Source organism: Bacteroides ilei, from assembly GCF_900128495.1.
GTDB lineage: Bacteria > Bacteroidota > Bacteroidia > Bacteroidales > Bacteroidaceae > Phocaeicola > Phocaeicola ilei.
Genome location: NZ_LT635801.1, coordinates 3,697,901 through 3,711,997, shown reverse-complemented (window position 1 = coordinate 3,711,997; position 14,097 = coordinate 3,697,901). Strand labels below are relative to the sequence as shown.

The following is a 14,097-nucleotide window of genomic DNA, read 5'->3' as shown; positions in this document are numbered from 1 at the left end:
AAAAGCGTGAGACTCACGCATTATCAGGTAGGGGCTCTGGTAAGCCCATTGTAGAGTCATGCATGAGCTCACGCTATTAGGCATAGCATAAGCAACACGCAAAAGTCTCTACAATTTGAAATTTACCAGATTCCTACCTGAGACGTCTTGCGACTTATGTATAATATCCGGCGAGGCTGTCAGCCCTGCCGGTATTTTCTTATGTTCCTGCTGGCAGTATGTGTTCCACATTTTGCCAGACTTATGCAAAAGTAGGCATTTTATTCCAGACTGGAAAACATCTCCGGTCTATATTGCCTTTATTTGTCGTTCAGTCCGTATTTCTTCATTTTCCGGTACAGCGTGGACGGATCAATGTGCAGCATCTCCGCCGTCCGTTTCCGGTTGCCCGTGCATATTTTTAAGGCCCTGATGATGGACAGCTTTTCCTGTGTCTCATTTTCCGGAAAAAGGAAGATTCCCTCTTCCTCATCCTCGATTCTTATGTTCAAACAAGCTGACTCGATTATCGGCTGTTTGGACAGCAGGACGGCCCGTTTGACCTTGTTTTGCAATTCCCGCACATTTCCCGGCCAGCCGTATGAGAGCAACAGTTGTTCCGCCTCACGGCTGAATCCGTCGGTCTGCCGTTTGAGTTCCCTGGAGAACTTTTCCCTGAAATGTTCGGCAAGCGGAAGTATGTCCTCCGGGCATTCGTGCAGGGCCGGCAGGACGATTTCAAATTCCCCCAGACGGTGGTAGAGGTCTTCCCGGAAGCGTCTCTCCCTGATGGCCAACTGAAGATCCTCGTTGGTTGCCGCTACTATCCTTACGTCGGAGTGTTTCTCACGATTGCTGCCTATAGGGATATAGGTGCCTTCCTGCAAGGTACGCAGGAGCATGCTCTGTACCTCCATGGATAATGTTCCCACCTCGTCAAGGAACAGGGTCCCGCCACGGGCCGTTTCAAAAAAGCCTTCACGGTTTGTGTCCGCCCCCGTAAACGTCCCCTTCACATGCCCGAAAAAGAGCGAGGGCGCAAGCTCTTTGGGAATGACCCCGCAGTTTACTGCCAGAAATGGCTTTTCCCTGCGTTCGCTGGAATAATGGATACGTTGCGCAATAGATTCCTTGCCTGCACCGTTCGAGCCAAGAATCAGTACTGAAATGTCGAATGGAGCAACCGTACGCGCCAGATTTTCCACTTCTTTCATCTGCCGGCTGTTCCTGGGAAGGATGCCCTTGTCCTTTCCGTATATGACTGAGCGTGGATGCAGGATGTTCTTTATCAGACTTTGCAGCTCATCCATCTGAACAGGCTTGGCCAGATAATCTTTTGCTCCCATCTTGATGGCACGGACGGCATCCTGCACGGAAGCATATCCGGTCATGATGATGAAGGGAACGTCTATCCGTTCTCTCTGCATCCATTCGAGCAGCGATATGCCGTCCCCCTGCGGAAGACGGACATCGGAAAGGACAAGATCGAAAGGCTCCTTTTTCAGAAGCCGTCTTGCACCGGGTTCGTCTATCGTCGTCACTGCTTCATAGCCGGATTTCTCGAACCATTTCTTTTGTTGTCCGGCCAGCAGGATGTTGTCTTCAACTATGAGTATTCTGTGTTTCATCTGTATAGTTCTTTAAGTCAAGTCTTCTGATTTCCGAAAGCAGGTTCTTCGCGTCGCCTACCAGCCGGTCTATTCTTCCGATGACGGCCTCTGTATATGTACTGATGGTCAGGTCATCGGAAGTATCGTCATGCAGGATTCTGCTGTATGTCTCCAGTTCGCAGGCCACCCCCAGCTGTTCCCAGGTGGGATACATGCGGTGCAGGGTGTTTTTCATACGCTCCGTGTCCGTTTTCATGCTTTCAAGGGCTTCCTTCAGTTCCGTCCTGTTGTCGAGCGATTCCTTTATGAAAGCATTGAGCATCCATTCCATGTCCCCCGTGTCTGCGGCCAGGGCATTGAAATCCGCCTTCTGCTCCTGCTGCTGTCCCGACCTTTCCATTATGGAGGAAAGAAAAGCCAGCAGTTCATTCATGGAGAACGGTTTCCGTATGCACCCGGAAAAGCCGGCTTCGGTATAGCGGCTCTCGTCCACGTCGTTGCGGGCGGTCATGGCGGCAACCGGGATGGTGCGTGAATTTCCGATATTGGAATGACGCAGGAGGTACAGCAGGTCAAAACCGCTGGTACCGTGCATCTGGATGTCGGTCAGCAGCAGATCATACGGCTCTTTCCGCAGTTCGCTTACTACGTCCTTCGCCCCGACACAGGTCCGGCATGATACTCCGTTCCGCTCCAGCATCTCCATGACGATGCGCAGCTGTATCGGATCGTCGTCCGCCAGGATGATACGTTTGGGAAGGCTGTATCTTCTCACGGCCGGCATGACGCTGTTCTTTACCGGTTCAGTGGAAATGGCAAGGGGGATTTCCGTGTGGAACAGGCTGCCTTTCCCGACATGGCTCGATACGGAGATGCTGCCGCCGAGAAGGTTCAAAAGTCCCTTGGTTATCGGGAGGCCGAGCCCGAATCCTTCCGGTGAAATGTCTGGCGCCGCCCGCTCAAACGGCCGGAATATGCGTTCTACCGTCTCCTTGTCCATGCCGATGCCCGAGTCCTCCACCTCCATGGTCATTACCCCGTCCTTGTAGCTTACCCGGAAACAGACTGTTCCGTTGCGGGTGAACTTGAGCGCGTTGGTCAGCAGGTTGTCCGCCACCTGACGGATGCGGTCCGCATCTCCGCATACCACGATGTCGGTGTCCTCTGCTTCCGTTTTGAAGACCAGCCCCTTGTCATTGGCCGCACAGGTGTATTCCACGTTGATGTCATCGACGAAGGCTTTCAGGTTGAAAGGTATCCTGTTCAGTGATTCCTTCGCTTCGTCCAGCCTGGAGAGGTCAAGCAGACTGTTGGCAAGTCTTGTGATATGGCGTGAGGATTTGATGATGTTGTCAAGGTAGGTGTTGCGGCGTTTTCTTTCCCTGGTGTCAATGGCCAGTTCCGCACTGCCGCAGATGGCGTTCAGCGGTCCCCTTATGTCATGGGATAGCGTTACGATGATACGCTTTCTCATTTCGGACAGTTCCCGGTTCTGTTTGAGCGTATCCACCAGTCTGCTGCGGTCATGTTCCTTGCGCCGTATGTCCCTCTGTATGACAAGATGGGATATGATCAGCAGGACAATGGCAACTATGATGGTGGCCGCAAACAGCTTGAATGAAAGTGCCTTTGCCTCCGCAATCCTTGTTTCCCGGTTTTGGAAAGCGGCCTGGACCTGTTCGTCAAGGGCGGTGACGAAGGAGTTCAGTCTTTTGTTCAGTTTCAGGTTTTGCAGACGCAGGCTGTCAACATAGAGTCCGATATGTCTGTCATGCTCTTCCTGCATGGTTATCAGCTGGCGGTTGAGCTGCCGCAGTTCTGTCGTGGAAGCCGGTACCTGTACGGTTTCCTTCTTGCCGAAGAAACCTGCTATGCCGTTTTTCCGGCGGGTGATTGTGCGTGTACGGGTACTCTTGTTGATGACCTCGGGCAGACGGTTGTAGAGCAGGCTGTCTGAGGTCCTCTGCTCCTGAAAAACCGTCGTAAGATGGTACAGGCGGCTTTCCTTCTCTTCCAGCAGCCGTCGCAATGTGTCTATCTGTTCGTGGCTTACCAGATCCAGGCCGTTGTCTTTCATCCGTTCCAGCAGGCTGTCTATGTGCAGGCGCCTGTTCCGGTATGCCGAGAAGTCCTCGCTGTCCCATCCGATGGCGGATTCCCCCAGCAATGCGATTCCGACGATGTGGCGGCGTATGGCGTTGACTTCATTCCGGATCTCACGTATTTCTGCGGTTCCGTTTGCTATGTCATGCATTTTTTTGCGCTCATGGAGCAGTATGGCAATCATGCTTCCGATGACTGCCAGCAATATCAGATAACCAGCTATGATTTTTGTCTGCAATGAAATTCCACTTAGCTTCCTCATACGCCTTATGATAAAAAATCCCGGAAGGTTGTGGGGGCGCAGTCTTCCGGGACGTGAGTAATTTGGATGTCACCCCGACGCGCTATCCCGTCGTACACAGAATGCACTCCGGCCTGTTATAACCTTGGCGGGCGACGGTTTGCCCGCATGATTCTCCTTTCTGCCGGCAGCTGTCGGCAGAAGATTCTCTGGTTCGGGTATCCAATATCTTGTCCATACTCTATCTTTTACAGTCAGTCCATATTTCTGTTTCTCCGTATTTCCCGATGCAGGAAAAAATAAGGCCCCCTGTTATAGTTCCGTGTGGAAACGCGGATGACCCTGTTTTCGTTTGCCTGAATTACGGAAGTTCCGGCAAGACAATACGCTGTCCTATTGTATAATATTCCAAAATACAAATATATACATTTGTCTCTAACTGCAATGAAGTTAATATATGTTTGTCTTGATTTCAAACAAGTTTTAACATGTTATAGGCCATAAAGCCGCGTTCAGACAGGTATCGGATTCATTTTCAAGGTTGAAAGGTTCAGGTACAGCCCCTGATGCTCGATCATGCCGTTGCGGAACATTTTCCACAGGATGTTGCAGCCGAGCTGTGCCAGTGTGGAGTTGATGAACAGGTCCTGCTTTTCCAGAGCCTCTGCCAGTGAGCAGCTCGGCCCGGAGTCTTTCTCCTTTACTTTCGCGTATTTCACGTAGCGGGTAATCACTTTCAGTGACTCCACCGTTTCGTACAGCTTGGATGCCGGTTGTTTGATTTTCTTCGGTACGGTTCCGAGGACGACCTGTCCCGTATCCTGCGTATTCCCGAAGTCCATCCAGTACAGGGGTGTCTCGTAGCTTCTGTATTCCGATACCGGCACGGCTTTCAGGATGTTCCACAGGTCGAGACGGGACTTGATGTTGTCCGTGCAGGTAATCGTTATGTTGGCCAGATTATCCCGTCTGGCGTCCTTCAGAGCTGCCGGATAGATGTCCGGTACCGCCTTCCAGTCGTTGCCGAAGAAGTTGTTCATACGTGTGACGAGACATTGAGCCTTGTTCAGGCCGATGTCCGAGGGGCTGAAGAGCTGCCGCCCGATGTTGGCCTCCGTCACGATGTCGGAATCATACACGGTTATGAACAGTCCGGGGTGTCCGAGTCCCCTTAGTGCCGTGTCAAGCCTGGCCAGGCAGGTAAGTACCTGCGAGCCTGTTCCTCCCGCTCCGATAAGGTTTACCGTTACCGGATGCTGCGGGTTTATGAGATAGTTGTCGATGTAATGTACCCTTTTCATTTCAGTATGTCTTTAAGTTTCATGTTGTTCAGCGGTTTGAGCTCGTCCAGGTTGAAGTCTCTGTCCCGTGCCGCCTTTGTTACCAGTACGAGGTTTGATTTTGTCGGGTTCCCGTTGCTTCCCAAGTGTGTGAATTCCGTCAGCCAGAATTTCTTCTCCCAATACATGAGCAGCCTTTCGTAGGTCAGGTCCTTCGGCAGTTCTATCCTGGGATTTCCCAGGCATACGCTGGAACCTGTCACGTTGAAGAAGGGCGCGGCGTACAGCTCGGTATCGGGACCTGGAACATTTCCCTTGTAGGCATAGATTCTCATTCCGTGTTCACCGGCCTCGTAAATCACTCCCGGCAGGAAATATTCCGCGTTTTCTATTTTGAGCGCGGGGCTGAAGAACATCATCCTCTTGTGCGGAGGATTGTACCACACGTATCTCTCGCTTCCCTTGCGCGGGTCGCAATAGAGCAGATTGGAGGGTATCTTGCCATACGGAGTGGTGCTGTGCCTTTCCGAGTATCCCTTCACCAGCGCGTTCATGAAATCTATGGTCACCGGTCTTCCTTCGGTCATGTTTCCCCGTTCGTCAATACCCCGGATTTCAAGGAAGAAGTTCTTGTCCCCCTCCGAGGCATAGGCTATGAGTGCCGCCCTGGGGTTGAGCGGCGTCTTGATCTTTCTGGTCAGTTCGTTGCTGTCTATCATATCCGTTCAGATTGGTTTATACTGTGATGTTGATGAATTTTTCCGCCCACCTGAAGAAGCGTTCCGGGTAGTCGTCCATATGGAACAGCTCCTCCGTTTCCGGAGACAGTTCACAGGTGGTGATCGGAATGATGTCGTATGTCTCCTGGCTGTAGGAGTTGTAATAGTCCGAGAGATATTCCGTTATCATGTCGGTGCAGTCATAGACGACCCGGATCTGCTTGCTGAGATACATGGGCAGGAAGTCCGGTTCCTCCTCGTAGAATGGGTCGTAGCCGTATTCCATGATGCCGTGTTCGGGCGTCAGGAACTCCAGTCCTTCCTTCATAAGAGAGACCAGTGACTGTTCGTATCCGTCCTTCGGCTCATACCGGTCGAGCACTTTCGGCAGGTTCTTGTAATAGCATTTGTTTTCCACCCTGCGAAGCAGTGCGTGTATCCTGCCTTCCTCATAGGAGTGCAGGAGCCGCCGTCTCTTTTTCCGGTCGGATGCCGTTTCTCCCGGGTCCACCTCCGACATCAGTGTCAGGGCATAGTCCATGTCATCCTCGTCCAGTACGGTACTTATCCCGTTCGCCCGCATCAGGTTGTGGATGAAGGTGACGGATATGCGTCTCAGTTCCGGCCCGAGCCTTTCCAGGAACTTCGTCGGAAAGTAATAGAGCGTGAACTCTCCCCATTGGTGGCATTTCCACAGGCAGAACAGCAGCCTTTCCCCGTCCTGTTCGATGTTGACATTCATGTCACTGCCTACAAGATTGCACATCTCTTCGTGCAGTCGGGCGATGCCTTCTCCGGGCGTACGCCCCGGAACATGTACCGCCTCCTTTTTCATGAGGCTTGCATACCTGAAAAAGGAATCACGCAGGAACTTGTAGTTTTCCTGCGTGATGAGATTGTGCGGTTTCCCGTCAGTACCGTCAATGAACAGTTCCGGCGGAGACATCGGCAGGAATGTGGCGTTCAGAAAAGAATTACGGCACCGCTGGGTGCCGCAATCCGTTTCTTCCTTTCCGTGCCGTAATGCACTTTCCTTTCGGTTTCCGCAATGATGAGTCTCGCGAGCTGTTCCGCCTGATATCCGTCCAATCGTACACATGATTCCTTCTTTTTTCCGTTGTTCTTTGCCATATCCTTTTATCCTTTTGTCCCGATGGTGGTTTTGAACTCATATACCGTCATGTCTTCCCTGATGACCGGACCGTGTACGGTGGCCGTCGTCAGTTCCGGATACAGGTTGGAATAGTAACTCATGATCATGTCCGGCGAGATGTTCGGATCAGGGTCCTGGAGGGTGATATACTCTGTTCCTTTCTTGAATCTGAATGAGCGTGTCATTCCTTTAATTTCGAGTGCCATGGCTTAAACTGTATGATAAGGTGAATACTTGGGTTCCAGCATGGACTGCGGGAAATCAACATATTCCTCGTAGTCCTTCTCACTATATGTCGGGGATTCCGGGTCGTCCAGATACGCCTGCTGCTGTTCCTCCTCCTGCATGAATCTCTCTTCCTGCCAGTCCCTGATTTCAGGCTGCGGCGGATATTGTGGCTGGGGAGGCTGCTGTCCGGTTGTCCGCTTCAGGTATTGCGCCTGTGGCGGCAATGGCTGTCCTGGTTGCGGAGCCTGCTGTTGCGGCCATATTCCGGGCTGTTGCGGATGCTGCGTGTATGCCTGTTGCGGTCTCTGAGGTGCAGGCCGTACCTGTCCCGGTGCCGGTGGCTGTGGTGCCCTGTTGTATGCCGGCTGCTGTGGACGTTGCACCTGCGGCTTTCGCTGTTCCGTCACAGGCGGCTGCGTGTATGCAGGCTGCTGTGGAACGGGTTGTTCCGGTTGTGGTGCCGGTTCCGGCTGCGCTTCCTGCTCCATCAGTCCGAAGAGGCTTCCCTTGTTCATTTCCGTATCGGCCGCCTTTATCTTCTCCTCGATTTCCTTCAGTTGGGCGGTGTCCGCGCAGGCTTTTGCCTGTGTGAGCATGCTGACGGCTTCCCTGAAGTTCTTTGTGGCCATCAGTTCATTGGCCTTCTTCATCAGTTTCTCGTACTTCTCGCGTTTTTCGCGCTCCTCCTTCGTCTCCTTGGATTTCGCTTCCTTGGCGGCCTTGCTGCTGGCTGCGGCCTTGTCCGCCTGTGCCTCGAACTGTGCCATGTTGGAGAGGAGTCCGCATGTCTTCTGTATCGGTCTTGCTATGGCCTGCAGGAATCCCGTGTCGAGTTCCTGCGGTGTACCCGTGACGGTCAGCGGCACGATGTGGTTCTGGGCCTCGTCCTTGAGTCCGTTCGATTTTGGTAATGTGGAAACGGTCAGTTGTCCATTTGTTTTGCGGATGACGATCGTGAGGTCCACGCTTTCCGTCATCATCTGGTGGATTGCTGTAAAAAACATAATTTCAGATATTAAATGATTAGACGATAAATTTCAATATTCGCTGAAGAATTCTGCCAGCAGCCTGTTCCTGTCCGGATGTCTGCATATTTCCTGAATGGGGTTCAGCAGTTTTGAGATGTGAACCGGACCGGTTGTTCCTCTCGGCGGCAGTTTGATGGAGGGCTGCGGAACGTGTACTTTCGGTCTTCTTGTCACGGGCATCCCTATCGGGGCTGGTGACTGTCTGGTGATGATCGCTTGTTGCATACTCTTTATTTTTTAAGTGTGAATACTCGGGCTTTGGCAGCCCGCTGAACTACAAGGGCCCAACGGCAGACGCTTCCGGAAAGGCAAGGTTTTCGGGAAAAATACCGGAGCCTCCGGCGAGGATGATTTTTTCCGAAACCGCTTGCGGCCTGACCTTGCCGTCCGACAAGAAGCGTCTGCCAACTTTGCCCTGTAGTTCTCCGGAGTGCCAATGTCTGTGTTTTCCGTCCTTTCTCTCTTTCTGGTGCATCGTTTCCGGGTGTGACGGATATAAAAAGAGCCGCCCGTTTCCGGACAGCTCCCTTATGCTGCAATGACAAAATCCGCGTATGTTCCATGCTGTCAGATTTCAGAAGACCAGAAAACTCAGGATGCACAGGAGGATGGCCAGTGCCACGAGCAGGCAGGCTACACGGTAGAGGAACCTGAAGAATCCCCTGAAACAGATGATGGCTACGGCAGTCCATACGGGAGATATGCCGTGTGTATAGAGCCAGCTGAAAATGACGGCTGCCGTGACGGCCAGCGCGAGGGTTCTTGCCCATCTGCTGCCCGCTATCTTTTTGATGTGTTCTTTTGCTTTCATAATCTTCATGTTTTAGTGGGAATGCCATTCCCGTTTTCGGGGGCCTTCTTGCAGTCCGCCTCCACAGGCAAGGTTTTCGGGAAAAATACCGGAGCGCAGCGAGGATGATTTTTCCCAGAAACCGCCAGGCCCGACCTTGCCGGTGGAAACGGGCGGGCTGCGACCTTTGCCCCGCGAATCGGGATGGCTCCGTCATTTCTTCTTTTTCCCGTTTTTGGGGAACGAGAGTGTCAGGGTGAAGCCGGCGTCAAAGGTGACCGAAGCGTCGAAAGCCACGCCCTTCTTCCCTTTGAATCCCTTGATGAGCCGTGTGGAACCGGAAGAGAAGAGCTGTTCCAGATGCTGGTCCGTCAGTTCCTTGTTCAGGAACCTGCGGTACACGGTAAGTCCACAACCTTTATTGTCGCAGCGGGCAATCTTCTCCCTGACGATGATATGCCCGGTCTTGCATTTGGGACAGGTGAACGTGCGGGCGGTTGCTGCCGGAAGGCTGAGGTTCAGGATTTCGCGGGTGGCCTTGCGCGTATAGTCCGTGATGGAAGCCATGAAAGCCTCGGTCGTGAGCGTGTGCCGCTCGATCTGCAGCAGAGCCTTTTCCCAGCTTCCCGTCAGGGAGACATCCGCCACAAGCATCTCCTTCACCGCCTCGTAGATATGCAGCCCCTTTTCCGTGGGGACGATGCTCTTGCCCGATCGGGCGATGTAGTCGCGCTTGAACAGGGTGGTAATGATGGCGGCTCTCGTGGCGGGCGTTCCGATTCCCAACTCCTTCACGGCCTCCCGTGCCTGCTCGTCGGCTATCTCCCTGCCGCAGGTCTCCATGGCCGCCAGCAGCGTGGCTTCGGTATAGAGCGGCCGGGGCATGGTCTTCTTCTGGGCCAGTCCGTGGCCTGAAACCGGGACCGTATCCCCTTCGGCAAACACGGCCGTACCCTCGTCGGTTTCCGGCTCGTCATCCTCCCGGTCCTCTTTCCGGCCAAAGATGCCGCGCCATCCCGGGCTGACCACGGAAGAACCCTTCGAGCGGAAGTCCATCCCCTCCAGACGGCACTCCATGAGGAGCATTTCCTTCTCGCAGCAGGGCGAGAACGCCTCCAGCATACGTCCGGCTATCAGCGTATAGACAGCGGTCTCCGCCTCAGAAAGCCCTTCGGGAGCGATGCCGGTCGTAATCAGGGCATGGTGGTCCGTCACTTTCTCGTCGTCCACGCTGCGGGTGTTGAGACGTGCAAGGTCGAGGGTTCCGGCACAGGCGGCGAATCCCGGCATGACCAGGATTCTTTCCAGCAGTCCGGGCACGCAGGCCATCACGTCGTGCGGGATGTAGCGGCTTCCCGTTCTCGGGTAGGAAATGAGTTTCTTCTCATAGAGCGACTGGGCGATGTCCAGCGTCTTTGCCGCGGGCAGGTCGAGATGCACGTTGCAGTCCTTCTGGAGTGCCGTCAGGTCGTAGAGCAGCGGCGGCTGTTGCAGGGTTCTCCTGCGTTCCACCTTCGTGACCGTCGCCCGGGAATCGGAAGAGATACGGCGGTAGGCCGTCTCAGCCTCCTGCCGGTCACTGAAGTTCGCCGTGTGGAAGAAGCGGCGGTGCGAATCCCCGTTCTTCAGGGTGACGTGCAGCTGCCAGTACGGTGTGGAGACAAAATTCCGGTTCTCCCTGTAGCGGCTGCATATCATGGCGAGCGTCGGCGTCTGTACCCGTCCGATGGAGTTGTTGGACGAGCCGGAGACGATGGCCAGGGCACGGCTCGCGTTCATGCCCACCAGCCAGTCGGCCTTCGCGCGGCTGTCGGCGGCGGCATACAGGCTGTCGTACTCCGTACCTTCTTTCAGTTCCTCCAGCCCTTTCCGTATGGCCTCGTCGGTCAGCGAGGAGATCCACAGGCGGCAGAACGGTTTCGTACATTCCAGGAAGGCGTATATCCAGCGGAAGATAAGTTCCCCCTCGCGACCGGCATCGGTAGCCACGATGATGCTGTCACACTTGGAGAACACGCTGTCGATGACCTTCAGCTGTTTCGTGGCGGCGATGTCCGTGACCATGCCCCTGTCCGTGCGTATCTGGCGGGAGACCAGGCGGAACGGTACGGGCAGCATCGGCAGCTCCTCCGCCGTCGTTTTCGTGTAACCGTAAACGTCCGGCATGGCCAGCGACACGAGGTGTCCCAACGCCCAGGTTACCATGTATCCGTTGCCGGAACAGTAGCCGTCATTTCTTGTATCAGCCCCGACTACACGGGCTATGTCCAAGCCTACGCTCGGTTTTTCTGCGATGATTGCTATCATAATGTTCGGATAAAATTAAGGCCGTTTCCCGTTTTCCATGGGAAGACAGGAAACGGCGGTAAGACATCGGTTTACTTGATAAATGTTTTCAGGCTATCTGCCCAGCGGCGTCACGCCCTGAATCTCCAGCAGCGGCGCCTCGCCCTTGCGGACCAGCTGGAGCGTGGCGTCCATCACCACGTCCACGCCGAGGAGCACCAGTTTCAGGGGCATCACTTTCGTCTTTTCTCCTTTGAGGAGGGTGTCCAGCTCGCCGGAGAGTTCCAGCTCGTCCTTCATGATGCCGATGTCGTGCAGTTCGTCCCAGTTCACGTCTCCTGCCTTGAAAGGCATGTCGTTTCCGTTTTCCTTTTTCATATTTCTTTCTTTTTTGATTCAACATTCATTTTTCAGTTGCCTGCCATCAGGAGATGCTGGCTCCCTTTGACTTGCGGTTGCCCTGTTCCTGTCGCTGATTGTTGGCCACCACGTTGCGCTGCGAGGCGTCACGCTTGCGGTCGGGATTCTCGTTGTAGAAGTCCAGGCGTCCCTGGTTGAAATTGGCCTTGACGTACTGCGAGATGGTCTTCCCGTCATAGCCCTTGATGCCTTCCACCAGCACGGCCTTTCCGCTCTGCAGGTCGGCACGCTGCTTTCTGGTCAGTGGCACATCCCAGACCTTGTCGGGAATCTTGAAGTCCGCCCGCTGCTCGAATCCGTCGGGTGTGCGGGAGTAGCTCAGGCGTCCCGTCTCCAGGTCGGCCTTGATGAAGGAGGAGAATTCCTCTCCCTTGCGGTTCACCATGTCGTTGAGGAAAATCACCTTGCCTTCACGGAGCTGCTGCTGTTCCTCCGCCGTAATCTTCACTCCGTTGATTTCGTTGGGAATATAGATTTCGCGTGCGCCTTCCGGTGAGTCCGGGTTGTAGCGGGTGTACGACGGACGGCCCGTCGCCTCGTCCAGCTTCACGTAGGAGGAGAACACCTCGCCGTCCTTGCGCTGCATGCCTTCCACGAAGATGGCTTTTCCGGCGTTCAGGTCCTCGACCTGCTTCTGCGTCAGTTCCACGCCCCCGAGTGTCTGGCGGTTGAAGAGCTTGTCGTTCTCGAAGATGAACTCGACACCCCTGCGCTCTGCGTTCACCTGAATGAAGGCGTTGAACTCGTTGCCGGACTTGGCGATCATGCCCTCGACATAGACCTTCTTGCCTTCACGCAGTTCGTTCTGCTCCTGCTCGGTCAGTTCCACGCCCTTGATTTCCCTCGGGATGAAGGCATTCTCCGCTTTCATGGCGACCACCTCGTTGGTCAGCTTGTCGATGCTGATGAAGGAAGGGATGTATTCCCCGTTGCGTCCTTTCAGCTCCACGACACGCCCCATGTTGCCCGTTTCAAGCAGGTTCTTCTTGTCCTCATCGGAGAAGATATGTCCGAAGTACGGTCGGTCAAGGTCGGGCTTCTGCCGGATACCGTGGATGCCGAGCACCACTTCGCCCGCCATGGACTGCTGGAAGGACAGACGTGCGTCCGTTCTCAGGACGGCCGAGCCGAAGTTCATGCTGATGGGCACGACCTGGTTGGTCTTGTAGCCCTTGAGCATCTGTTCGAGCAGTCCGCGTTCCTGGAGGTATTCACGGGAGATTCCGAAATTCTTGAGCTGTTCCCAGTTGATCATGGACTCGTTGTAACGGTACTGGGGGGACTGGGTCTGCGGCTGGCTGTCGGCTGCGGCAGCCTGCTGCTGGGTTTCATTTTTCTTTGCCATTTCTTCTTGATTTTTTTGGTTGAAACTTTGGTTTTCCTTGTTGCGCGGAACAATCTCGTACTGCTTGAGAAATTCCTCCACGGCTTTTGTCTTCTTTCCTGCGGCGATGTCCTCGATGGCCTGCTGCACGGCAGGGTCGTCCAGCCTGTCTTCCTTGACGGAGAGGATTCCGAAGCGTGTCGGGTCTTTCAACTGGCTCCAGAAGTTCTTGATGAAGTTCTCGAAGGCGTCGGCATAGCGGTCAATCTTCAGGAAGGAATTGCGGTGCTGCTTGTCGGCGGCTACCGTGTTGAATTTTCCGTCCTTTCCGATTTGAGATACCGCTTCAAGAATCAGCTCCATCTTGTCGAGGATGAACACGATGTCACTCATCTGCTCATTTTCGGTGACCTGCGGTTTCGGGGGTTCTTCCCTTGCATTTTTTTTTGCCATAACATTTGATTTTTAGTGTTGATAACTCATGTTGTCACTGCAAATATATAGGAGAAAATTTGATAAATAATTGATTTGCAATGCGTTAGGATATACATTACATCATGTGTCATCACATTACACCGCAGGCCGGAGAAAACGGAGCGAAAATGCGTGAGAAAACGGCAGGAAAGGAAGAAAAACAAGGGACGGAAAAGGAAAGGGAAAAGACGGGAACATGCCGGACAGACACGGGCGTGGCGGTACGCACTACCGCACGGAAGAAAAGGAAAAACTGTAATTATGCAGAGTTGGGAGCGAGCTGCTTTTGTCCCCCATTGATGTGTCCTTTTGTGACAGGAGGCGGATTTCTGTTTACGGGAATAATCGGATCGCGTAATCCATTGGGAAGGCATACGGGAGCATGGTTCTCCCGCCAGATTCTTTTTTATGTTGACCTGTATCTATGCGTCGTAGGTCGCTTCGCTTGCTAAGTCCCGGTCC

General features: G+C 53.9%; 14 protein-coding genes. 1 reads left to right on the top strand and 13 read right to left on the bottom strand.

Annotated elements, in window-relative coordinates; genetic code table 11:
* Nucleotides 1-299 precede the first annotated feature (299 nt).
* From BQ7489_RS16050 to BQ7489_RS15990, 13 genes are all read right to left on the bottom strand, one after another.
* The gene (locus BQ7489_RS16050) at nt 300-1,607 is read right to left on the bottom strand and encodes a sigma-54-dependent transcriptional regulator (RefSeq protein WP_072531882.1); all 1,308 of its coding nucleotides are present in this window, start codon (nt 1,605-1,607) and stop codon (nt 300-302) included.
* The gene (locus tag BQ7489_RS16045) at nt 1,582-3,954 is read right to left on the bottom strand and encodes an ATP-binding response regulator (protein ID WP_072531881.1); all 2,373 of its coding nucleotides are present in this window, start codon (nt 3,952-3,954) and stop codon (nt 1,582-1,584) included. The genes BQ7489_RS16050 and BQ7489_RS16045 overlap by 26 nt, the downstream gene beginning before the upstream one ends.
* 82 nt (nt 3,955-4,036) lie before the next feature.
* A complete protein-coding gene (locus tag BQ7489_RS17875; protein WP_262483196.1) occupies nt 4,037-4,171 on the bottom strand; it encodes a hypothetical protein in 135 nt (44 codons plus the stop codon).
* A 274-nt stretch (nt 4,172-4,445) separates the two neighbouring features.
* A complete protein-coding gene (locus tag BQ7489_RS16040; RefSeq protein WP_005801824.1) occupies nt 4,446-5,234 on the bottom strand; it encodes a PRTRC system ThiF family protein in 789 nt (262 codons plus the stop codon).
* On the bottom strand, nt 5,231-5,932 hold the full coding sequence (locus BQ7489_RS16035; RefSeq protein WP_072531880.1) for a prokaryotic E2 ligase family D protein: 702 nt from the start codon (nt 5,930-5,932) through the stop codon (nt 5,231-5,233). Before BQ7489_RS16035 ends, BQ7489_RS16040 begins: the two co-directional genes overlap by 4 nt.
* 16 nt (nt 5,933-5,948) lie before the next feature.
* On the bottom strand, nt 5,949-7,031 hold the full coding sequence (locus BQ7489_RS16030; protein WP_072531879.1) for a hypothetical protein: 1,083 nt from the start codon (nt 7,029-7,031) through the stop codon (nt 5,949-5,951).
* Nucleotides 7,032-7,069: 38 nt separating this feature from the next.
* Nucleotides 7,070-7,291 carry a PRTRC system protein C gene (locus tag BQ7489_RS16025; protein ID WP_005801819.1) on the bottom strand — a complete coding sequence of 74 codons (222 nt, stop codon included), beginning with the start codon at nt 7,289-7,291 and terminating at the stop codon, nt 7,070-7,072.
* A gap of 3 nt (nt 7,292-7,294) precedes the next feature.
* A complete protein-coding gene (locus BQ7489_RS16020; protein WP_072531878.1) occupies nt 7,295-8,317 on the bottom strand; it encodes a PRTRC system protein E in 1,023 nt (340 codons plus the stop codon).
* Between the two features lie 33 nt (nt 8,318-8,350).
* On the bottom strand, nt 8,351-8,566 hold the full coding sequence (locus tag BQ7489_RS16015) for a hypothetical protein (RefSeq protein WP_005801817.1): 216 nt from the start codon (nt 8,564-8,566) through the stop codon (nt 8,351-8,353).
* A gap of 349 nt (nt 8,567-8,915) precedes the next feature.
* Entirely contained in the window at nt 8,916-9,152 is a 237-nt protein-coding gene (locus BQ7489_RS16005; RefSeq protein ID WP_029327266.1) for a hypothetical protein, read from the bottom strand.
* Nucleotides 9,153-9,344: 192 nt separating this feature from the next.
* Nucleotides 9,345-11,438, bottom strand: coding sequence for a type IA DNA topoisomerase (locus tag BQ7489_RS16000; protein WP_072531877.1), 2,094 nt, complete (start codon nt 11,436-11,438; stop codon nt 9,345-9,347).
* Nucleotides 11,439-11,531: 93 nt separating this feature from the next.
* A complete protein-coding gene (locus BQ7489_RS15995; RefSeq protein WP_072531876.1) occupies nt 11,532-11,795 on the bottom strand; it encodes a DUF4099 domain-containing protein in 264 nt (87 codons plus the stop codon).
* A 46-nt stretch (nt 11,796-11,841) separates the two neighbouring features.
* A complete protein-coding gene (locus tag BQ7489_RS15990; protein ID WP_072531875.1) occupies nt 11,842-13,614 on the bottom strand; it encodes a DUF3945 domain-containing protein in 1,773 nt (590 codons plus the stop codon).
* A 104-nt stretch (nt 13,615-13,718) separates the two neighbouring features.
* Between BQ7489_RS15990 and BQ7489_RS15985 the strand changes: the two genes are divergently transcribed.
* Nucleotides 13,719-14,087 (top strand): hypothetical protein, encoded by a 369-nt coding sequence (locus tag BQ7489_RS15985; protein ID WP_239496970.1) that lies wholly within the window; start codon nt 13,719-13,721, stop codon nt 14,085-14,087.
* Nucleotides 14,088-14,097 lie beyond the last annotated feature (10 nt).